The 19,811-nt window shown below is 74.7% G+C and carries 18 protein-coding genes and 1 pseudogene; 8 read left to right on the top strand and 11 right to left on the bottom strand.

Features of this window, described 5'->3' with window-relative positions:
• Window positions 1–36 precede the first annotated feature (36 nt).
• Window positions 37–864 carry a hypothetical protein gene (locus ACFWJ4_RS25410; RefSeq protein WP_380547276.1) on the top strand — a complete coding sequence of 276 codons (828 nt, stop codon included), beginning with the start codon at window positions 37–39 and terminating at the stop codon, window positions 862–864.
• Window positions 865–1,040: 176 nt separating this feature from the next.
• On the opposite strand, the gene ACFWJ4_RS25405 is transcribed toward ACFWJ4_RS25410, so the two are convergent.
• On the bottom strand, window positions 1,041–2,087 hold the full coding sequence (locus ACFWJ4_RS25405; protein ID WP_380547274.1) for a winged helix-turn-helix domain-containing protein: 1,047 nt from the start codon (window positions 2,085–2,087) through the stop codon (window positions 1,041–1,043).
• A 161-nt stretch (window positions 2,088–2,248) separates the two neighbouring features.
• Here ACFWJ4_RS25405 and ACFWJ4_RS25400 point away from each other — a divergent pair, with 161 nt between their 5' ends.
• Entirely contained in the window at window positions 2,249–2,497 is a 249-nt protein-coding gene (locus tag ACFWJ4_RS25400) for a hypothetical protein (RefSeq protein ID WP_380547272.1), read from the top strand.
• 170 nt (window positions 2,498–2,667) lie between these two features.
• Here ACFWJ4_RS25400 and ACFWJ4_RS25395 read toward each other — a convergent pair whose 3' ends face one another.
• A complete protein-coding gene (locus tag ACFWJ4_RS25395) occupies window positions 2,668–3,480 on the bottom strand; it encodes a hypothetical protein (protein WP_380547270.1) in 813 nt (270 codons plus the stop codon).
• A gap of 171 nt (window positions 3,481–3,651) precedes the next feature.
• Here ACFWJ4_RS25395 and ACFWJ4_RS25390 point away from each other — a divergent pair, with 171 nt between their 5' ends.
• Both ACFWJ4_RS25390 and ACFWJ4_RS25385 read left to right on the top strand, forming a co-directional pair.
• Complete coding sequence (locus ACFWJ4_RS25390; protein ID WP_380547268.1) at window positions 3,652–4,404, top strand: histone-like nucleoid-structuring protein Lsr2; 753 nt, start codon at window positions 3,652–3,654, stop codon at window positions 4,402–4,404.
• Window positions 4,405–4,643: 239 nt separating this feature from the next.
• The gene (locus ACFWJ4_RS25385) at window positions 4,644–5,804 is read left to right on the top strand and encodes an ATP-binding protein (RefSeq protein ID WP_380547266.1); all 1,161 of its coding nucleotides are present in this window, start codon (window positions 4,644–4,646) and stop codon (window positions 5,802–5,804) included.
• A gap of 56 nt (window positions 5,805–5,860) precedes the next feature.
• On the opposite strand, the gene ACFWJ4_RS25380 is transcribed toward ACFWJ4_RS25385, so the two are convergent.
• The 3 genes from ACFWJ4_RS25380 to ACFWJ4_RS25370 all read right to left on the bottom strand — a co-directional run bounded on the left by ACFWJ4_RS25380 (window position 5,861) and on the right by ACFWJ4_RS25370 (window position 9,920).
• Entirely contained in the window at window positions 5,861–7,498 is a 1,638-nt protein-coding gene (locus ACFWJ4_RS25380) for an alkaline phosphatase D family protein (RefSeq protein ID WP_380547264.1), read from the bottom strand.
• Between the two features lie 318 nt (window positions 7,499–7,816).
• Entirely contained in the window at window positions 7,817–9,454 is a 1,638-nt protein-coding gene (locus ACFWJ4_RS25375; RefSeq protein WP_380547262.1) for a multicopper oxidase family protein, read from the bottom strand.
• Window positions 9,447–9,920: a hypothetical protein gene (locus ACFWJ4_RS25370; RefSeq protein WP_380547260.1), complete on the bottom strand. Its 474-nt coding sequence runs from the start codon at window positions 9,918–9,920 to the stop codon at window positions 9,447–9,449. The genes ACFWJ4_RS25375 and ACFWJ4_RS25370 overlap by 8 nt, the downstream gene beginning before the upstream one ends.
• 139 nt (window positions 9,921–10,059) lie before the next feature.
• Here ACFWJ4_RS25370 and ACFWJ4_RS25365 point away from each other — a divergent pair, with 139 nt between their 5' ends.
• A complete protein-coding gene (locus ACFWJ4_RS25365) occupies window positions 10,060–11,019 on the top strand; it encodes a LysR family transcriptional regulator (RefSeq protein ID WP_380547258.1) in 960 nt (319 codons plus the stop codon).
• Between the two features lie 26 nt (window positions 11,020–11,045).
• Here ACFWJ4_RS25365 and ACFWJ4_RS25360 read toward each other — a convergent pair whose 3' ends face one another.
• The 3 genes from ACFWJ4_RS25360 to ACFWJ4_RS25350 all read right to left on the bottom strand — a co-directional run bounded on the left by ACFWJ4_RS25360 (window position 11,046) and on the right by ACFWJ4_RS25350 (window position 13,685).
• Window positions 11,046–11,951, bottom strand: coding sequence for a neutral zinc metallopeptidase (locus ACFWJ4_RS25360; RefSeq protein ID WP_380547256.1), 906 nt, complete (start codon window positions 11,949–11,951; stop codon window positions 11,046–11,048).
• A gap of 182 nt (window positions 11,952–12,133) precedes the next feature.
• Window positions 12,134–12,970 carry a helix-turn-helix transcriptional regulator gene (locus tag ACFWJ4_RS25355; protein ID WP_380547307.1) on the bottom strand — a complete coding sequence of 279 codons (837 nt, stop codon included), beginning with the start codon at window positions 12,968–12,970 and terminating at the stop codon, window positions 12,134–12,136.
• 70 nt (window positions 12,971–13,040) lie between these two features.
• Window positions 13,041–13,685: a class I SAM-dependent methyltransferase gene (locus ACFWJ4_RS25350; RefSeq protein ID WP_380547254.1), complete on the bottom strand. Its 645-nt coding sequence runs from the start codon at window positions 13,683–13,685 to the stop codon at window positions 13,041–13,043.
• 251 nt (window positions 13,686–13,936) lie between these two features.
• On the opposite strand from ACFWJ4_RS25350, the gene ACFWJ4_RS25345 reads away from it, so the two are divergent.
• A complete protein-coding gene (locus tag ACFWJ4_RS25345; protein WP_380547252.1) occupies window positions 13,937–14,806 on the top strand; it encodes an NAD-dependent epimerase/dehydratase family protein in 870 nt (289 codons plus the stop codon).
• 84 nt (window positions 14,807–14,890) lie between these two features.
• Here the strand turns inward: ACFWJ4_RS25345 and fusA are convergent, their stop codons facing one another.
• The 3 genes from fusA to ACFWJ4_RS25330 all read right to left on the bottom strand — a co-directional run bounded on the left by fusA (window position 14,891) and on the right by ACFWJ4_RS25330 (window position 18,843).
• Window positions 14,891–16,966 carry an elongation factor G gene (gene fusA / locus ACFWJ4_RS25340; protein WP_380547250.1) on the bottom strand — a complete coding sequence of 692 codons (2,076 nt, stop codon included), beginning with the start codon at window positions 16,964–16,966 and terminating at the stop codon, window positions 14,891–14,893.
• 384 nt (window positions 16,967–17,350) lie between these two features.
• On the bottom strand, window positions 17,351–17,890 hold the full coding sequence (locus ACFWJ4_RS25335; RefSeq protein WP_380547248.1) for a hemerythrin domain-containing protein: 540 nt from the start codon (window positions 17,888–17,890) through the stop codon (window positions 17,351–17,353).
• Window positions 17,891–17,967: 77 nt separating this feature from the next.
• Window positions 17,968–18,843 (bottom strand): DMT family transporter, encoded by an 876-nt coding sequence (locus ACFWJ4_RS25330; protein ID WP_380547246.1) that lies wholly within the window; start codon window positions 18,841–18,843, stop codon window positions 17,968–17,970.
• Here ACFWJ4_RS25330 and ACFWJ4_RS25325 point away from each other — a divergent pair.
• Window positions 18,760–19,191 (top strand): annotated as a pseudogene (locus ACFWJ4_RS25325) (MarR family winged helix-turn-helix transcriptional regulator); the annotation flags it as partial. The gene ACFWJ4_RS25330 and the pseudogene ACFWJ4_RS25325 overlap by 84 nt on opposite strands.
• Window positions 19,192–19,202: 11 nt before the next feature.
• Window positions 19,203–19,736: a DUF6328 family protein gene (locus ACFWJ4_RS25320; RefSeq protein ID WP_380547244.1), complete on the top strand. Its 534-nt coding sequence runs from the start codon at window positions 19,203–19,205 to the stop codon at window positions 19,734–19,736.
• Window positions 19,737–19,811: the final 75 nt, after the last annotated feature.

Genomic DNA, 19,811 nt, shown 5'->3' with positions numbered 1-19,811 from the left:
TCGTTGTGACAGGTTCCGTGACAACAACCACTCCCGATGCGTGTTCATCGCAGCGCCCACGTGCGCGATTTCACCGTGTTGCCCAACGGCATGCTGCAGTGCCGGCAGCTCTCCTACACCACCCGCGGCCTGCTCTCGGACCTCCTCTCCCGCCCCGACGGATGGCGCGAGGACGGCCGGCACATGGCCGACACCAGCCCCCAGGGACGCGGCGCGATCCGCAAGGCACTGAAGGAGCTGACCGCCTCCGGGTACTACCGGGTCGAGCGGATCCGCAGGCCCGACGGCACGACCGTCACCGAGACCCACGTCTACGACACCCCGCGGCTCGCGCCGCCGGGTGTCACCCGTCCGGTTCCCGGTGAAGCGGCCACCGGCGGCGCTGACGCCCTTCCAAAGGACCGGAACCAAGAACCCTCCCTCCCCGAGCGACATGTGATGGAGCATCAAAACTCCGGTGGCCGGTCAGCGGAGGTGCCGGACGAGCAGCTCCGCGAGGCCGTCGCCACCCTGTTCCGGGCGATCCGCCCGGAACAGGGTGGCGACCTCGCCCAGGCCCTGATGCCGGGCCTGCCCACCCCAATGCACTCGGCGCTCGCGTTGCTCCGCCACCGCCCGGAGCGCAAGCTGCCACCCGACCGGAGCGCCGCTCGGCCCGCCGCGGCCCGATACGCCGAGTGCGCCGAGTGCCATGACCCGGTGCCCCGTTCCGGACTCTGCGACCCCTGCGCGGGCCTCGCACCCCGGCAGGTCGAGGTCGGCCGCGGCGCGACGGCCGCCCGCACCGGCGCCGCCCACGCCAGGGCGGCCCTGCGGGCCGCGCAGACCGTCGGCGTGAGCCCGGACGGCCTGGCCGCCGCCTGACAGCCGGATGCCGCCCCCGACTTGTTCTTCGACCTCCGGGTCATCGGCCTTCTGCCACATCGGCCCGAGGTGACTCGAACTGCGCGGGACCGTCTCGGCCATGTGCCTGGTAGCCGGTGGCGAACTCTGGTCGGGAGGCCTTGCCGGCCGCACCGTCCCGGTGTGCCGACCAGCAGTCAGGAAGCTGTAGGGGAAGTGCCGTTGGTGTTCAGCAAGGTGAGGCCGAGATGGGTCAGCGTGTGAAGGGCCGCCTTCCGCTCCCGGGTCAGAGCGGTCAGTCCGGCCTTGCGCAGGGTGGTGGCGTGCTCGCTGGCGCTGGCCGGCGACAATCCGGCCCGCTGCGCCAACTGCGTCGTCGTGCAGGCGGGATGGTCGGCTATGACGCACAGCACGATCGCCCTGCTACGGCCGAGGAGCGCGGTCAGAGCCGGCGGCACCGGGGCATCGCCGCTGCGGGCATCGACAGGGGGAGCCCACAGGGCAGCCGCATCGACCGGATCGTGCAGTGCCTGATAGGCCATGACCACCGTCTCGGCTTCAGGGCTGGCGAACAGCTGGGGAACCGGCCCGCAGAACACCGACGGAGCCAGCACGAACGAGCGGCCCGACAGGTGGAAGTCGGCCTCCGGATGGACCAGCGGCCGGTAGCCGGGGATCTGAAGCACCGGCGGGTTCCACACGGCCATCGGGCGCAGACCGTCCAGCAGCACCCCCACCCCGCCCTGCGCCATGAGCCGGCCGCGTCGCGCCACTTCCCCCTGAAGGTGCTGGTCGATGCGGGGCCAGTAGGGGGCGACCGCGACGCGGTGGCAGCGCCGCAGGGCGACGCCCAGCCGTCGCACCGCCTGCGGGGCGGCGTCCATCGCCTCGGTCAGCCACGGTGCCGGACGCCCGGCCGTACGCGGCTTGACGGAGAACTCCGCGCGCAGCCGCGGGGTCGGCACACCGATCAGCCGCTCCACCCCCTCGTCCACACAGCCCACCGCGCCCACCAGGGTGAACAGGTCCACCAGTCCCCCGCAGGCGGCCGGGCTGAGGAACCGTGCCGTCTCCCGCCCGTCGGCATCGATCCGTGGACCGGTCCGCGCGCGCCACCCGTCGAACAGCACCGCACGGTCGCGCCACTGCACGGTCCGCAGGCTCAGCTGCGTCTCCGCGAGCGGTCCCAACGTCGCGACCCGTACCTGCGCCAGGTCCTCGGCGGTGAAATGAACCCGTAACACGACATCCTCCTCATCCGCGCCCGCACCTGCGGATGAGCCTTCCGGCCGCACTCGTTTCGGGGCAGGCCGAAACGAGTCGAATCCCGCACCGCTCCGGGTGGACTCTTCCATTCGTGCCCGAGGCACACCGCACATCCACGAAGCGACAGAGGAGAACACACATGCGCGCACGTCTGCTTCTCACCGGCCTGGTTCTGGGCGCCACCGTGCTGGCGGGCGGCGCCGCCACCGCACAGGCGGCCCCCGTGCCCTCCCAGGCCGGCACGTCGTCGGCCGTGGTTCCGGGGTACTGGGAGGTCATGGGCCCCTTCACCAAGTCGATGTGCATCGCCATGAGGGACTCCTACGCCGGCAAGGCCTACTGCACCTCCGCTGGCGCCAACTACTACCTGCACATCTGGGTCCTCTGACCCTCTCCCCGCGTGCTGCTCCTGGAGCGGCCTCATCGTGAGTGCGCTGCGCCGCGAAGGCCCGGGGAGCTCGTCGGCGGCGCGTCAGGAAACGGTTCCGGCCCTTCGGTTCGTCCGAAGGGCCGGAGTCGCGCCGGCCCGGGGCGGGCCTGACTACAGGATCACGGGATCTACGGGTTGACGGGGCCGAAGATCGTGGTCGGCCTCGTCTGCTGCGGGGTCTCCAGGCTCTGCAGGCAGAGGGTGTACTTGGTGCTGCTCCGCTTGTAGGTGAAGTAGCCGTCGGCGGTGGGGAACTTCCTGCACGCGGCCTCGCCGTCGTTGGTGTCCTCCTCGCGGCCCACGACGCGGGCCTCGGCCTTGGGGTCGGAGCAGGGCACCACTTCGACGTCGGGGTTCTTGTCGACGAGGCCGGGCAGGGCGGCGGCGATCGGGTTGTTGTTGTGGATGCAGTCGCCGGCCTTGGCGAACTCGGGGTCGCGCTTCGCGACGAGGTAGATCACCGTGATCAGCAGCGCCGGGATGAGCACGCCGAGGATCGTGGGCCGCAGGTACACCGGCTTGCCGGGGTCCATCGGCGGGCGGGGCGCGCCGGGCAGCGGCTCCGCCAGCTTGTCGACCTTCAGGCGCTGCGGGATGTTGATCAGCATGATGATCGGGTTGACGATCATCGAGGGGATGCCCCACCAGCCCTGCCAGAGGCTGTCGGAGGTCATCTCGCGGTGGGTGGCGATGCCGCAGCTGCGGCAGAACGGCCCCCGGGTCTTCAGGTACTTCAGGATGATGATGAGGCCCAGGTGCCCGCGGAAGGTCGCGTCCACGGCCGGGACGGATCCGCAGTGCCGGCAGCTGAGCTGCCCCTCGCCGTAGCCGGGCAGGCCCGGGCCGGGTGCCGGGGCGTCGGAGGCGGGCTCGGTGGGCGCAGCGCTCTCGGGCAGCTCGGCAGACTGAGTGGAAATGGTGAAATCCCCCGTGACGGTCACGAATATGTGCGTCGGGAAACCTACCGCTGCCGGGGAGCGGGGAGGACCGATTTATTCACCGGCCGACGGAAGGTCGCCGAACCGTGATCACAAACCGGCCGATCGATGCCGAAACCTCCCCGGTCGGGCGTCCGACCGGCCCCTGTCGGTGGCCCCGCGTACGGTCGCCCCATGGATGACCAGCAGGAATCGCACGCGGCCGGCACTCCGGCGCCCGGGGCGGCGCACGGGCCGGGAGACGACGTACGGCGGGCGTGGGGCCGGGTGACCGGGTGGCTGGAGCGGCACGACCCGGAGGTCTTCGCCGCCCTCGGCGGCCCGGCGAGCCGGGAGGACGTCGACCGGGCCGAACGGCGCATGGGCCTGACGCTGCCGCAGGAGTTGCGGCAGTGGCTGCTGGCGAACGGCATCGACGCCGGCACGCAGCCCGACATGCCCTCGTGCCTGGTGACGCGGGCCTGCGCCGTGCCCCTGCCCGGCGGCCACATCCTGCTCGGCCTGACGGACGTCCAGCGGGTCCACCTCAGCCGGACGGCCCTGGAGGAGGCGGAGCCGTCCGAGGACCCCGACTGCCCGTTCTGGCGCCGTACCTGGGTGCCGGTCGCCGCGGAGCGCGACGGCTTCTACGGGACGTTCCTGGACACGGCCACCGGAACCGTCGGCACGTGGGCGGAGGCGTCCTGCCCCGAGGAGGGCGTGTACGCCTCGCTGTCCGCGTTCTTCCACCATGCGGCGGACTGGCTGGAGGGAGCCCCCACGGGAGATTGGACCGGCCCCGGCAGGCCCGCCGCCTCCCGCGAGCCCGACCCCCGGCCGCAGGACGAGCCGATCCGCCGCTGGGCCCGCGCCCACGGCATCCTCGTCAACGAGCGCGGACGCGTCCCCTCGACCGTCCGCGAGGCCTACGAGGCGTCCCAGCGGTGAGCGGCGCACGGAAAAAGAGTGAATCGACGGCCCTCGGTGGTGCCCGAAATGGCCTCGTGCGCGGCCTCGACGGCGCCCTGGCCGCACCGCGGTGGCCGTCCGGGACCCCTGGGGCGGACGCCTGCCGGCAGGCGCTCACGCGGCCGTCCACACCCTCATCAAATGGGCTCTGACCTGGTGTTATTCTGAAATTCGCCTAGGCTGTGGAGTTCTGCCGGGACACCTTCGGAGGGGACACCGTGTGCCAGGAATCCAGCAGTTACGACGCCGCCCGCATCCAGGTGCTGGAGGCGCGGGAAGCCATTCGCAGGCGGCCCGGGATGTACATCGGCTCGACCGGTGAACGCGGCCTGCACCAGATGGTGTTCGAGGTCGCCGACCGGGCGGTGAAGGAGGTCCTGGCGGGCCGCGCCGGCCGCGTCGAAATCACGCTCGGGTCCGACGGTGGCGTGTGCGTCGCCGACGACGGTCCGGGCGTTCCCGTCCACGACGAGGGGGCTGCCGGCGAGCCCGGCCTCGGAGCCCTGCTGACCCGTATGCACGCCGGAGCACGGCTCGGCGGCGGCCGCCACGACGTGATGCTCGGCTACAACGGCGTCGGGCCCACCGTCACCAACGCCCTGTCGAGCCGGCTGACTGCCGAGGTGCGGCGCGAGGGGGTCCGCTGGGAGCAGGAGTTCGAGCGCGGTGTCGCGGTCGCCCCGCCCACCGAGGCGGGCCCGGCGACCGGCAGCGGGACCGTCATCACCTTCTGGCCGGACACCGGGATCTTCGGTGCGGCGCAGTGCTCGTTCGACGAACTGGCCGACCGCTTCCGGGAACTGGCGCTGCTGAACCGGGTCCTGGACATCTCGCTGACCGACCGGCGCGGCCCGGGCGAGCCGCGGTCGGTCCGGTTGCGGTTCCCCGGCGGGGCGCGGGACTTCGTCGCCCTCCTCGACGGCCGGGACGCGGCCTCCGCTTCCACGGACATCATCGGCTTCGAGGGCGAGGACCCGCGGATGGCGGGGACGGTGGAAGCGGCCTGGCGGTGGCGCGGTCGTGGCGAGGAGAGGATCCGGAGTTTCGCCAACGGCCGGCCCACGCCGCGCGGTGGCACGCACGAGGCGGGCTTCCGGGACGGGGTGGCGGCCGCGCTCGACGCGTATGCGCGCAAGGGGCTCCTGTCGGCCGCGCCGGACCCCGCCCTGACCGCCGAGCAGGTCTGCGCGGGCCTGACGGCGGTCGTGTCGGTGAAGCTCGACGCTCCCGAGTTCCACGGCTCCACCTGGGACGTGCTCGGCGACGACACCGTGCGCACCTGCGTCGCGCAGGCCGTCCGGGACCACCTGGGCATCTGGCTGGAGCAGCACCCGGAGCAGACCGCGGCCGTCCTCGGCCGCCTCGTCCACGGCATCTGAGCACCCGGCCCCGCCGCCTCCCTCGAAGCGGCGGGGCCGGGGCGTTCGACAAGGTGTCAGGCGGGGCGGATGCCCGGGTTGCCGGCCTCGGTGGTGAAGGAGGCGGCGGTGGACAGGGTGCCGCCGGGGCGGGTGATGTGGGAGACCACCCGGTAGTCGGCGCGGGCGCGGTGGCGGTCCAGGGTGAGGACGGTGTAGCCGCGGCGCCCGTCGTAGAACTTCATGTGCGGGTTGGCCGACATGAGGTTGTTCCAGTTGGAGGGCTTCTCCTCGCCGTCGCCGTCGCTGCTGATCGAGGTGCCGACGAACTCCACGCCCACGGTGCGGGAGCCGGGGTCGTCGAAGTTGCGCTTGACGTCCAGGGCGTAGGCCACGTGGACGTCGCCGGTGAGCAGGACGAGGTTCTTGACGCCGGAGCGGTCGACGGCCTGCAGGAAGCGCTCGCGGGCGGCCGGGTAGCCGTCCCAGGCGTCCATGGAGAGCTTGGAGCGATCGGCGGTGGTGTTCTTGCGGCGGGAGAAGACGACCTGCTGGGGCACGACGTTCCAGGTGGCCCTGGAGCGGCGCAGGCCTTCGGCGAACCAGCGTTCCTGGGTGGCGCCCATCAGGGTGCGCCCGGCGGCGTCGGACTCCGGGGTGGGGTACTGCCAGCCGTCGCCGTTGGCCTGGTCGTCGCGGTACTGGCGGGTGTCGAGGATGTCGAACTGGGCGAGCTGGCCGAAGTGGACGCGCCGGTAGAGGGTCAGCTCGGTGCCGTGCGGCTGGGGCATGCGCAGCGGCTGGTTCTCCCAGTAGGCGCGGTAGGCGGCGGCGCGGCGGGCGACGAAGGGGGCCGGGTCCTGGTTCTTCTCCGGGATGCCGGCGGCGTAGTTGTTCTCCACCTCGTGGTCGTCCCAGGTGACGTACCAGGGGTGGGCGGCGTGCGCGGCCTGGAGGTCGGGGTCGTTCTTGTAGAGGGAGTAGCGCAGCCGGTAGTCCTCCAGGGTGGTGGTCTCGTGGTTGAAGTGGGCCGCGAGGGTGCGGTCGGTGTACTTGCGGTCGCCGCCGGCGGCGTCGATGCCGTATTCGTAGATGTAGTCGCCGACGTGGAAGACGGCGTCCAGGTCCTCGTTGGCGAGGTGGCGGTAGGCGGTGAAGTAGCCGTCCTCGTAGGCCTGGCAGGAGACGAGGGCGATGCGGGCGCTGTCGAGCTTCCTGCCGCGCGGCGGGGCGGTGCGGGTGCGGCCGACGGGGCTGGACCAGGAGCCGACGGTGAAGCGGTACCAGTACTCGCGGCCGGCGTCGAGGTCGTCGACGTCGACGTGGAGGGCGTAGTTGAACTCGGCGTGGGCGCGGGCGGTGCCGCGGCGCTCGACGCGGCGGAACTTCTCGTCGCGGGCGATCTCCCAGCCGACCTTGACCGAGCCGGTGGGCGGCAGGCCGGCGCCGGGCTCCAGGGGGCGCGGGGCCAGGCGGGTCCACAGCACGACGGCCTCGGGGGTGGCGTCACCGGAGGCCACGCCGAGGGTGAAGGGGTTGTCGCCGATGGCGCGCGGGGCGATCTCGTTGTCGGCGGCGTGCGCGGAGGGCAGGTTGACGCCGAAGGCGAGCGCGGCGGCGGCCGAGGTGACGGTCAGGAAGCGGCGCCGGTCCAGGCGGGCGGCGGCCTCGCGCAGCATCCGGTCGGGCGTGGGGTGGTCGGCGGGGCGGGTCATCGGCGTGGTGGCCTTTCGCAGCTCGGGGGTGTGCGAAGGGAATTGGAGTGGACCACCCCGTACGGCGGGGGTCGGGATCACGGCAGCAGAGTGATCATCTGATGGGAGAGCGGTGAAGGTCCGGCACTTCACCCCGAACCGGACGGAAGGCTGCATTCCGGTCGCGTTCGCCCTGTCCCGACCGGCGCCGACCGGCCCCGCCGCGCACCCCTCGGGCCCCGGCACCCGCCCGTGCGCCCGGTGGGTGCGGCCCGCGCAATGGGCAGGTCAAGGCGCACGGGCCGGATGCCTCCGGGTGAGCGGGCCCGGGCCGGCCCGTCAGACGACTTCCAGGTTGGCCATCATCCCCATGTCCTCGTGCTCGGCGTTGTGGCAGTGGAAGAGGTAGCGGCCGCGGTAGCCGTCGAAGCGGGTGATGATCTCCGCGGACTCCCCCGGGCGCAGCGAGACGGTGTCCTTGAGGCCGGCGTCGTGGGGCAGCGGGGGCCTGCCGCCGCGGGTGAGGATGCGGAAGCCCACCAGGTGGAGGTGGACGGGGTGGTGGACGTCGGCGATCAGGCGCCAGATCTCGGTGTCGCCGAGGGGGACGGTGACGTCGGTGCGGGCGGGGTCGAAGGGGCGGCCGCCGATCAGCCAGCCGTGGCCGCCGTTCATGCGGCCGGCGCGGAAGGCGAAGTCGCGGGTGCGCACGGCGTCCTGGCGGTGCCAGTCGGGCAGGTCGGTCGACAGGACGGGTGGGATGCGGCTGTCGTCGGCGGCGGGGCGGCGGGTGATGCGGAAGGCCATGATGTCGCGGGTGCGGCCGGTGCCGAGGCGGTTGACGAGGCGGACCAGGGAGCCGACGGGGGCGGCGGCGAAGTCGACGACGAGGTCGTGGCGTTCGGCGGGGGCCAGGGGCAGGGACTGGTGGGTGACGGGGGTGGCGAGCAGGCCCTGGTCGGCACCGACCTGGACGAGGTCGAGGCGGCGGCCGTCCTCGGTGCGGGCCTCGATCTCGTAGTGGCGGGCGTTGGAGGCGTTGAGCAGGCGCAGGCGGTGGCGGGCGGCGTCGGTCTCGTGGACGGGCCAGGGGGCGCCGTTGACGAGGACGACGTCGCCGAGGACGCCGGCGAGGTGGGGTTCGGTGACGCCGGGGCGCTCGCGCAGGGTGGGGTCGAGGGAGGGGTAGGTCAGGGCGCCGTCGGCGGCGAAGGCGCGGTCGGTGATCATCAGGGGGATCTCGCGGGGGCCGGCGGGCAGGCCGAGGGCGTCCTCGGCGTCGTCGCGCACGATGTGCAGGCCCGCGAGGCCGCGCCACAGGGCGGGGGCGGTGAAGTCCATGCGGTGGTCGTGGTACCAGAGCAGCGTGGGGCGCTGGTCGTTGGGGAAGGTGTAGTCGCGTTTGCGGCGGCTGGTGACGGCGCGGGGGTCGGTCATGGCGCCGCCCATGCCCGGCATGCCGTCCGCGCCCTGCATGCCGGGCATGACGTGGGGGGTCTCGGGCCAGCCGGCGGGCAGGACGAGGTCGGTGGGGTAGCCGTCGGAGTCGGCGGGGGTGTGCCCGCCGTGGAGGTGGACGACGGTGGGTACCGGCAGTTCGTTGCGGTGGGTGACGGTGACGGGCCGGCCGCGGCGGGCCTCGATGGTGGGGCCGGGGAAGGTTCCGCCGTACGTCCACAGCCGGGTGGTGAGGCCGGGGAGGATCTCGGCGTCGGTCTCGCGCTGGACGATCTCGTAGCGGTCGGCTCCGCCGTCGGTGGACAGGGGCTTGGCGACGGCGGGCAGCGGCAGCGGCACCTGGTAGGGGGGTGGCAGGGCGGCGGTGCTGCGCAGCTGGGCGCCGGTGGTGGCGGGGCGGCGGGCGAGGGTGGCGGCGGTGGCGAGGCCGGTGGTGGTGAGCAGGCCGAACGCGCCGCCGATGCCGAGGATCTGACGGCGGGTCATGCCGAGCGGGCGGCCGGGGCGGGGTTCAGTCACGGCCGTCCTCCCGGCGGGCGGGACGGCGGGCGGGGCGGCGGGCGGGCAGCGGGGTGCGCCACAGGGCGATGGTGAGGACGACGGTGGCGGCGATGGTGGCCACGCCCAGGGGCAGGTGCAGCCACAGGGCGCCGTCGCGTCCGGCGAAGTACTGGACGGTCTCGGCCGCGACGACGGCGAGGGTGGCGGCCGCCGGCCAGCCGCGGCGCAGCCGGATCCACACCACGAGGGCGGCGATCAGCTGGAGGTAGCCGAGGGAGGTGACGACGTTGGCGCCGGCGGCGTGCCAGGTGAGGGCGTCGTAGTCGCCGCTGAGGTAGACGCCGGCGAAGACGGGCTGGCCGAAGACGGCGGCGGTGTGGGCGGCGGCCAGGGCGCGCAGGGTCCGTCCGGCGGGCCCGGTCCGCTCCCCCGCGGCGGACCGGGCCTTCGGCTCCGGTGGGGTCCTGTCGGCGGCGATGGCCATGGGCGTCCTTCCTCGAACCGTTGCCGGGCCGCGCTGTGCGCCGGTGCGCGGCCCCGCCCATGACGCTATGACCGTCCGGTTATCCTGTCTAAGATCAATATTGCTATGGCGTTATGACGCCTCGGGCATGGGGGCGTCGGTGGACCTGAACACGCTCGCGCAGTTCCTGGCGGTGGCGCGGCTGGAGCACCTGAGCCGGGCCGCCGAGGAACTGCGCGTCGCCCAGCCCTCGTTGAGCCGCTCCATCGCCCGGCTGGAGGCCGAGCTGGGCACCCCGCTGTTCGAGCGGGGCGGGCGGCTGCGGCTGAACGCGGCCGGGCACCTGTTCCGCGGCTACGCGGAGCGTTCGCTCGGTGAACTGGAGGCGGGCCGACGGGCGGTGGCGGAGGCCGCCGGGCAGGGGCTGGGCACGGTGCGCCTGGCCTCGGAGACGTTCCTGGCCTTCAGTGGGCCGCTGGCGGCGTTCAAGCGCGGCCACCCGGGGGTGGAGATCGAGCTGCACCAGCTGTCCGCGCGGGAGGCGGCGCGGCGGCTGCGGGCCCAGGACGTCGACCTCGCCGTCTTCTCCCAGCCCGTCGCCGCCGAGGGCCTGGAGTCGGTGCCGCTGCTGGACGAGGAGGTGGGGCTGGCCGTCCCGGTGGGCGACCCGCTGGCCGGCCGCACCTCGGTGGGCGTCGAGGAGCTCGCCGAACGCCCGTTCATCGCCGCCCGCCCCGGCCACTGGCAACGCCGCCTGCTGGACCGGCTGTTCGCCGCCCGCGGGCTGGTGCCGCGGATCGTCTGCGAGAGCGACGAGGCCGGCGCCATCGCCGAACTGATCAGCGCGGGCCTGGGCATCGGCCTGGTGCCCGCCGTCGCCCGGCGCACCGCCACCCGCCTGCCGCTGGTGTGGGTCGGCGTCGACAGCCCCGACTGCCGGCGCTCCCTGACCCTGTTCTGGGACGCGCAGGCCCGCCTGCCCGCCGGCGCCCGACTGCTGCGCGAGGCGATCGCGGGCTGGGACTGGGCGGGCGGCGGTCGGACAGCGGGCGACGGACGGGCTGCGGCGGCTTCTGACGGCCGGCAGGCGGGCGGCAGGCAGGCGGACGGCGGCTTCTGACGGCCGGTCCCCCCGTTCGAGTGCTGCTACAGCTTCGCGGCCGAGAAGGTGTCGCACTGGGCGAAGTCGCCGCTGCGGTAGCCGGTGGTGAACCAGGCCTTGCGCTGCTCGGCGGAACCGTGCGTCCAGGCCTCCGGGTTGATCCGCCCGGTGGCCTGCTGCTGGATCCGGTCGTCGCCGACCGCCGCCGCCGCGTCCAGGCCCTGGGCGATGTCCTGGTCGGTGAGCGAGGCGATCAGCGGACGGCCGGTGGAGGGCTGCGGGGTGGTCGTCGCGTGGTGCGCCCACACCCCGGCGTAGCAGTCGGCCTGCAGCTCCAGGCGCACCGAGCCGCTGGTGGCACCCTGGCGGTCGTTGCCGACCTTCTGCATGGCGCCGGTGAGGTTCTGGATGTGGTGGCCGTACTCGTGGGCGACGACGTAGGACTCGGCGAACGGACCGCCCTTGGCGCCGAAGCGGGCGGACAGCTCGTTGAAGAAGCCCAGGTCGAAGTAGGCCTTCTTGTCGCCGGGGCAGTAGAACGGGCCCACCGCCGAGGTCGCCGCCCCGCAGGCGGTGGAGACCTGGCCGGTGAACAGCACCGTCTCGGCGTTCTTGTACGGGACCTTGGCGGCGCGCGGCAGCTCGGTGCGCCAGAACTCCTGGAGGCTGTTGGTGACCGCCACGATCCGGCAGTCCTGGCGCTTGTTGGCGTCCGCCCCGGTCTTGCAGGCCTGCTGCGCCTCGCCGGCGGTGCGCACGCCGGAGGAGTTGGAGGAGGAGCCGGAGCCGGAGGACAGGCCCAGCAGCTGCGGGTCGACCCCGAGGACGACCGCGAACAGCACCGCGATCAGGCCCACGGCCCCGCCCCCGATGGCGATCTTCCCGCCCGGGATGCCGCGCCGGTCGTCCACCTGCGAGGTGTCGAGGTCGCCCTGGTCGTCGAACTGCATGTGCCCCTGCCTGCCCGTTTCTGTCGCGTTCCGCCCTACTGGTGACGGTCTGTACCGTCGACGGCCCGGCCCAGCCTACGGGCCCCGCCCCGGATCGCGCCGCAGCGGGTCCCGGCTGCCCCCCGCCCCGGATCGCGCCACTGCCCCGCCCCGGCGGCCCGGGCGCGGTCAGGCGGGCGCGGTCAGGCAGGCGCCGGGACGCCGACGACGCGCAGCAGCTCCAGACGGGAGGCCGACTCGCCGCCCGGCGCGGCGGTGTGCACCAGCAGCAGCTGGTCCTCGCCGCCGGCGGCCAGCACCTCGCACTCCAGCTCCAGCGGCCCCACCACCGGGTGCAGCACCCGCTTGCGGCCGCTGCGCCGCCGGGCGACCTCGTGGCGCTCCCAGCAGGCGGTGAACTCCTCACCACTGGCGAGGAGTTGCTCCAGCAGTTCGGCGGCGCGCCGGTCCCCGGGGCGGGCGGTGCGGGCGGCGCGCAGGGAGGCGACGTGGGCGCGGGCGAGGTCCTCGTGGTCCTCGGGCGGGAACAGCGCCCGGACGCCCGGTTCGGTGAACCAGCGCAGCAGCAGGTTGCGCCGCTCGGGCGCCAGCGCGGTGACGTCGCCGAAGACGGCGGTGGCCATCGGGTTCTGCGCGAGGACGTCGCCGAGGTCGGAGACGACCTGGGCGGGCGTGTCGTGCAGCCGGTCCAGGATCAGCAGCAGCCCGGGCCGCACGTGCCCGAGCGGCCCGTGCCGGCGCGGCGGCTCGTGCCCGGCGAGGCGGAACAGGTGGTCGCGCTCGTCCTCGCTCAGCCGCAGCGCCCGCGCCAGCGCCGCGAGCAGCTGCGGCGAGGGCTGTGGGCCGCGCCGCTGCTCCAGGCGCGCGTAGTAGTCCACCGACAGCCCCGCCACCTGCGCCACCTCCTCCCGGCGCAGCCCCGGTGTGCGCCGCCGGACCCCGGGCGGCAGCCCCAGGTCGGCGGGGGCGAGCCGGGCCCGGGTGCGGGTGAGGAAGTCGGCCAGTGCCGCTCGGTCGATCATGCCCCCAGCATGGCCCGCCGGAGCCCGCCGCCACCAGGGACCGGCGGTCCCCCGCTCGCGGACGTCGTCACCCGTCGGCGCGCGGTGGGTGTCCGCGGCGCCGGGCCCGGAACAGGACGTGGCCGCTGTCGCCCTCGGGCACGAACTCCTCGTGGACCACGTCGAAGCCGGCGCTCACGAGCCACCCGCGGTTGGTGGCGGCGTCGGCGTGGCTCCACCACATCGCGGCCCCGCCGCCGAGCCAGTTCTCGTCGGTGCCGGTCCAGGCCCGGTGCCCGGTGGTGCTCAGGAACCAGCCTCCCGGCCGCAGCCAGTGGGCGATCCGCTCCAGCAGGGCCGGCTGTTCCTCCACCGGAACATGGATCAGGGCGTACAGGCAGACGACGGCGTCGAAGCGGCCCCGGGGAAGCTCCAGGGTCGTGGCATCGGCCCGGATGAAGTCGGCGCCCGGCACGAGCTGCCGGGCCCTGCGGATCTGGACCTCGCTGATGTCGACCCCCGTCACCCGGTGACCCGCCGCGACCAGGGACCGGGCCACGGGAACCCCGGTGCCGCACCCGATGTCCAGGACGGCCGCGGCCCCGGGGAGCCGGCCGAGCAACTCCTCGATCCACGGTCCGTACTTCGTCCCGCTGCCGAATGCCCGCTCGTAGTGCTCCGACAGCGCGTCGTACCCGCGCCGGACCACTTCCTTCGGATCCTCGTCGTCCACGCGCGCACGCTACGGCGCGCCCGCCGGGAGCGCGACCGCTTTTCACCCGGCCCCGGCCCGCCCTGCGCCCGGGGCCGGTGGCGCCCGGGGCCGGTGGCGCGCGGGCCGGTGGCGCCCAGTGCCGTGCGAGCGCCAGGGCCCCCAGCCAGGGATCGGCGGTCCCTGGATCGGGAGGTCTCTGCCGCACCGCTCGGGGCGCGGGCAGGGTGGTGGGTGTCGAAGGTGATCAACTCTCCTGGAGGAGGCGGACGATGGCGACGATCCTGGTGACGGGCGCGACGGGCTCGGTGGGCAGCAGGCTGGTGCCGCGGCTGGTGCGGTGGGCGGAGGCGGACGGGTCCTCGGTGCGGGTGCTGGTGCGGGACGCCGCGAAGGCGCGGGCCCTGGACGGGGTGGAGGTGGTGGTCGGCGACCTGTGCGAGGAGGCGGACCGGGCGCGGGCGCTGGAGGGCGCCGAGGTGGTGCTGAACGTGGCGGCGGCGCTGCGCGGGGTGCCGGACGAGGCGGCGTGGGCGGTCAACCGGGACGCGGCCGTCGCCCTGGGGCGGGAGGCGGCGAAGGCCGGGGTGCGGCGGTTCGTCCACACCAGTACGAACCTGGTGTACGGGCGGGGGCTGGGGCGCCCCGCTGTGGAGGGCGACCGGCTCGCACCGGATCCGGCATGGGGGGTGTACGCGGCGTCCAAGGCGCAGGCCGAGGCGGGGCTGCGCGCGCTGGGGGACGAACTGCCGCTGGTGGTGGCCCGGTTGGCGTTCGTGTACGGGCAGGGCGATCCGCACCTGGCGCAGTCGCTGCACTGGGCGGCGAACTGGCCCGCGCACCAGCGCCTGGCGGTGGTGCACCACGTGGACGTGGCGCGGGCGCTGTGGCGCGCGGTGGTGACGCCCGGCATCGAGGGGCGCACGTACAACGTCGGCGACGACGCGCCGCTGACGGCCTGGGACCTGTACGCGCTCAACGGTCGGACGCACCCCGGCAGTTCACCGGCCGAGCCGGACGAGCCGTCCGACCCGTTCGACCCGTGGGAGGGACAGGTGTCCACGGCGGCGGCGCGCCGGGAGCTGGGCTGGCGTCCGCTGTACCCGTCGGCGTGGGCGGCGGCCGACGCCGGGGCTCTGTAGCGGACGCCGCCCGGCCCTCCCGGTACGGGGAGGGCCGGGCGACACCGCTCAGCCGGCCGGTGCCGCTCAGCCGGTCCGTGCCGCTCAGCCGGCCGGCGTGGGCGCGGGGGCGTAGCCGGCCGGGCGGGTGGTGAAGGTGCCGCGGCCCTGGGTGCGGCCGCGCAGGCGGCCCGCGTAGCCGAACAGTTCGGCCAGCGGCACCAGTGCGCCGACCCGGGCGGTGGCGCCGTGGCCGGGTTCGGTGGAGCGGACGTGGCCGCGGCGGGCGGCGAGGTCGCCCAGGACGGTTCCGAGGGCGTCCTCGGGCACGGTGACGCTCACTTCGGCCAGCGGTTCCAGCAGGTGCATCCGCGAGGCGCGCAGGGCCTCGCGCAGGCCGAGGCGGGCGGCGGTGCGGAAGGCGAGCTCGGAGGAGTCCTTGGGGTGGGTGGCCCCGTCGGTGAGGGTGACGGCGACGCCGGTGACCGGGTGCCCGCCGAGCGGGCCCTCGGCCAGGGCGTCGCGGCAGCCGGCCTCGACGGCCTGCACGTACTCGCGCGGCACCCGTCCGCCGGTGACGGTGGAGGTGAACGCGAACTCCCCCTCGGTGCCCGCCGGCAGGGGGTGGACGTCGAGGACGAGGTGGGCGAACTGCCCGGCGCCGCCGTCCTGTTTGGCGTGCCGGTAGGTGAAGCCGGTGACGCCCTCGGTGAGGGCCTCGCGCAGCGCGACGCGCGGGCGCCCGACGACCGCCTCGACGCCGGCCTCGCGCCGGACCTTCTCCACCGCGACCTCCAGGTGCAGTTCGCCCAGGCCGGACAGGGTGCGCTGGCCGGTCTCCGGGTCGGTGGCCACGCGCAGCGAGGGGTCCTCCTCGGCCAGGCGGGCGAGGGCGGCGGCGAGTTTGTCGGTGTCGGCGGCGCGGCGGGCCTCGACGGCGACGGTGACGACCGGTTCGGCGCTCACGGGGGCCTCCAGGACGATGGGGTGGTCGGCGTCGCACAGGGTGGCGCCGACGCGGGTGTGCTTGGGGCCGACGACGGCGACGATGTCGCCGGCGCGGGCGCTGTCGGTCTCGGTGTGGCGGTCGGCCAGGACGGTGAGGATGCGGGCGACGCGCTCGCGGCGGCCGGTGGCGGTGTCGAGCACGGTGGCTCCCTTGTGGAGGGTTCCGGCGTACAGGCGCAGGTGGGTCAGCCGCCCGGTCGGGGCGGAGGTGACCTTGAACGCCAGGGCGGTCAGGGGCTGTTCGGGGTCGGGGTCGCGCTGCTGGGCGCGGTCGGCGGAGCGGGTGGGCGGGACGTCGAGCGGGGAGGGCAGGTAGGCGACGGCGGCGTCCAGGAGCGGTTCGATGCCGCGGTTGCGGTAGGCGGAGCCGCACAGCACCACGACCACCTCGCCGGTGCGGGTGAGGTCGCGCAGGGCCGCGGTGAGGGTGTCGGCGCCCAGGGTGGCGCGGGCGCAGAACTCCTCCAGGGCTTCGGGGTGCAGTTCGGCCACCGCCTCCTCCAGGGCGCGGCGGCGCTCGGCCGCCACGGCTTCGAGGCCGGCCGGGACCGGGCCTTCGTGCAGGGTGCCGTCGTCGTCCCAGGTGAGGGCGCGCAGGCCGACCAGGTCGACGACGCCGGTGAACGACTCCTCGGCGCCGATGGGCACGTGGACGGCCAGCGGGCGCGGATGCAGGCGTTCGCGGATGGCGGCGACGGCGGCGTCCAGGTCGGCGCCGGCGCGGTCGAGCTTGTTGACGAAGGCGATGCGCGGCACGCCGTGGCGTTCGGCCTGGCGCCACACCGACTCGCTCTGCGGCTCGACACCGGCGACCGCGTCGAACACCGCCACCGCGCCGTCGAGCACCCGCAGGGAGCGCTCGACCTCGTCGGCGAAGTCGACGTGGCCGGGGGTGTCGATGAGGTTGATCCGGTGCCCGGCCCAGGCGCAGCTGACGGCGGCGGCGAAGATGGTGATGCCGCGGTCGCGCTCCTGGGGGTCGAAGTCGGTGACGGTGGTGCCGTCGTGGACCTCGCCGCGCTTGTGGGTGGTGCCGGTGAGGTAGAGGATCCGCTCGGTGACGGTGGTCTTGCCGGCGTCGACGTGGGCGAGGATGCCGAGGTTGCGGACGGCGGCGATGCCGGCGGTCGCGGCGGCGGTGGTGGTGCTGCGGGTGGTGGTGTGGGTGCGCATGGCCCGGGTGCCTTTCGAGGCGGTTCCGCTCGTGGGGTGGGCGCGCGATTCCAGCAGTGCCGACGGATCGTCGGATTCATGACCACGGAATGGGGTTACGGCCGGACAGGCCGGTGTCAGACGGTGGCGGCACTGCTCCGGTGCCGGCCGCGCAGCGGGCACCGGAAGGCCGAGGACACCAGGATCACCTCGTACCGCGACGCGGGAGAGGGGGCGGCGGCGCTCTGCTTCGGCATGGCCGCCCGCCCCCTCTCTCGTCCCGTTCGTCGTCGCGGTCGTCGTGGTTGTCACGTTGTCGCGGCGGGCCGCGCGTCGGGGCGCGGCCGCGTGGCGAGTGTAGGGAAGGCGGGCCGGCCGGTGCGACGGGTTTTACGGTGCCGGGTCCTACGGTGCCGGGTCCTGCGGTGCCGGGTCCTGCGGTGCCCGGAAGCGCAGCACCGGCTCCGACCAGCCGTCGTCGCGCACCCCGGCGTCCAGGGCGGCGCCGATGGCCCGTTCCTCGTACGCGAAGTGGGAGTCCATGATGGCGGCGAGTCCGTCGAGTTCGCGTCCGATCGCCTCCAGGTCGGCGCCGGTGGCGCCCTGGACGACGGCGTCGGCGGCCCGGTCGGCGAGGTGGCGCACCCGGGTGAGGATGTGGGTGATGAAGCCGTGGTCCTCGACGAGTTTGCCGATGGTCGGTGCCAGGTCGGGGCGTTCTTGCAGGAGTTGGGCGAACAGGCCGGTGTCCTCGCCCTGGTGGTGGTTGGTCAGGGCGGTGCAGAAGGCCAGGCAGTGGGTGAGGAGTTCGTTGCCGTCGCCGTCCGGGCGGCGGGGCCGGCCGAGGTTGGTGCGCAGGTCGGCGAGGCGGCGGCGCAAGTCCTGGTGCGCGCGGGAGAGTTGCAGGCTGAGGGCGGCCGTACGGCCGGTGGAGGGGGAGGCCACGGGTGGCGGTCCCTTCGGTTCCGCACCTCCATGCCTGACGCAGTCCGTCACCGGCACGCGATGCTCGCGCCATCGGATCATGTGGTCCGGCCGGAAGGCAAGCGGGCGGCCGCGGGGCCGGCCTCGGGACCGGCAGAGGGCTCGGCGGCGGGAGCGGGCTCGGCGGCGGGTTCGGCGGCCGCGCCGGCGCGCGGGCGCCCGAGCAGGATGCCGGCGACCACCAGCGCCAGTCCCGCGCCCTGGCGCACCCCGAAGGGGTCGCCGTCCAGCGCGGTGCCCAGCAGCACGCCGGTGAGCGGGTTGAGCAGTCCGAGCAGGCCCACCGTGCCGGCCGGCAGGTGGCGCAGTCCGGCGAACCAGCAGGTGAAGGCGAGCGCGGTGGCGACCACGGTGGTGTAGCCGAAGGCGAGCAGGGTGGGCCCGTCCGCCGGCGGGGGCGCACCCTCGGCGGCGGCGGCGAGCGGCAGCAGCACCAGGCCGCCGGCGGTCAGCTGCCAGGCGGTGGCGGTGAGCGGGTCGGCGCCCTCGCGCCAGCGGGCGGCCAGCACGTAGCCGACGGAGGAGACCAGCATCGCGGCCGCGGAGGCCGCCAGCCCGGCCCAGCCGATCCCCTCCCCCGTTCCGGCCAGCGCGAGGGCGACCCCGGCCAGGCCCACCACCGACCCCGCCAGGTGCGCGCGGCGCGGCCGCTGCCCGGCCAGCGCCCAGGCGGTGAGCAGCAGGGCCAGCGGGGAGGCGGCCATGAGGGTGGCGGCGGCGCTGGTGGGCAGCAGTTGGGAGGCGAGGTAGAGCAGGACGAAGAAGGCGGCGGTGTTGAGCAGGCCGAGCAGGGCGCTGCGCCACCACCAGGCGCCGTGCGGGCGGCGGCGGGCGAGGGCGAGTTCGACGTGCTCGCCGCGCTGCGCCGCGCCGGCGCCCCGTACGAACGGGCCCCGGGCGAGCTGGCCGCGCACACGATGGTGACCACCGGCGCGATGACCAAGCGGATCGACCGGCTGGAGCGCGCCGGGCTGGTCACCCGCCGCCCCGCCATGGACGACCGGCGCGGGCGCGTGGTCGCCCTCACCGACGCCGGCCGGCGCCTGTTCGACGAGGCGTTCACCGCCCACCTGCGCAACGAGCACCGCCTGCTGGCGCACCTGAGCACCGAGGAGGCCGCCGCCCTGCAGGGCCTGCTCACCGCCTGGCAGCACCGCCTGGACGGCACCGGGGACGCGGGTGGAAGCCGCACCGGTGGAAGCCGCGCCGGGGGCGCCGGGGACGCGGGCCGTACGGAGCGGTGCGGTGACGGCGGGCCGTGAGAAGCTGACGCATGGCCAGCGAGACTCCCCCGCCCGACGCCCCGCCGCCGCACCGCCGGCACTCCTCCGCTCCCCCGCCCGGCTGGCGGAACCCGGAGGTGCGGGCCGCCCGGCGCCTGGTGGAGATGCTCCAGGAGCTGCGGGTGCTCCAGACCGGCGTGCAGATCGTCTTCGCGTTCCTGCTCGGCGTCGCCTTCACCCCGCGCTTCCCCCAACTCACCGACGCCCAGCAGGACATCTACATCGTCACCCTGCTGCTGTCGGTCGTCTCCTCGGCCGTCCTGGCCACCCCCGTCGCCCTGCACCGCGGTCTGTACCGCCACCCGGGCAAGGCGCGGATCGTCGACGTCTCGGCCCGCATCGCCCAGGTGGGCCTGCTGCTGCTCGCCTGCGCGCTGACCGGCGCCGTGCTGCTGGTCCTCGACGTCGTCCTCGGCACCGTGCCGGCGGTGCCGATCACCTGCGCCATCGCGCTGGTCTTCGCCGTGCTGTGGTTCGTCCTGCCCTGGGCGGTGCGCCGCTCCGCCACCCACCACCGGGCCTGACCCGACGGCCACCGCCGCCTTCGCCATCGCCGCCTTCGCCGCTGCCGCCGCCCGCAGCGGGGTTGTACGGGCGGC

It is taken from the genome of Kitasatospora sp. NPDC127067 (assembly GCF_042724755.1).
Taxonomy (GTDB): domain Bacteria; phylum Actinomycetota; class Actinomycetes; order Streptomycetales; family Streptomycetaceae; genus Kitasatospora; species Kitasatospora lactacystinica.
This window is presented reverse-complemented; position numbering and strand designations above follow the sequence as displayed.

What these genes read in the sequence shown, in the direction of transcription:
- fusA (WP_380547250.1), bottom strand. Translation starts at nt 16,966, where the DNA reads ATGCGCACCCACACCACCACCCGCAGCACCACCACCGCCGCCGCGACC.
- ACFWJ4_RS25400 (WP_380547272.1), top strand. Translation starts at nt 2,249, where the DNA reads ATGCGCGCACGTCTGCTTCTCACCGGCCTGGTTCTGGGCGCCACCGTG.
- ACFWJ4_RS25360 (WP_380547256.1), bottom strand. Translation starts at nt 11,951, where the DNA reads ATGCAGTTCGACGACCAGGGCGACCTCGACACCTCGCAGGTGGACGAC.
- ACFWJ4_RS25345 (WP_380547252.1), top strand. Translation starts at nt 13,937, where the DNA reads ATGGCGACGATCCTGGTGACGGGCGCGACGGGCTCGGTGGGCAGCAGG.
- ACFWJ4_RS25390 (WP_380547268.1), top strand. Translation starts at nt 3,652, where the DNA reads ATGGATGACCAGCAGGAATCGCACGCGGCCGGCACTCCGGCGCCCGGG.
- ACFWJ4_RS25380 (WP_380547264.1), bottom strand. Translation starts at nt 7,498, where the DNA reads ATGACCCGCCCCGCCGACCACCCCACGCCCGACCGGATGCTGCGCGAG.
- ACFWJ4_RS25320 (WP_380547244.1), top strand. Translation starts at nt 19,203, where the DNA reads ATGGCCAGCGAGACTCCCCCGCCCGACGCCCCGCCGCCGCACCGCCGG.
- ACFWJ4_RS25370 (WP_380547260.1), bottom strand. Translation starts at nt 9,920, where the DNA reads ATGGCCATCGCCGCCGACAGGACCCCACCGGAGCCGAAGGCCCGGTCC.
- ACFWJ4_RS25410 (WP_380547276.1), top strand. Translation starts at nt 37, where the DNA reads ATGCGTGTTCATCGCAGCGCCCACGTGCGCGATTTCACCGTGTTGCCC.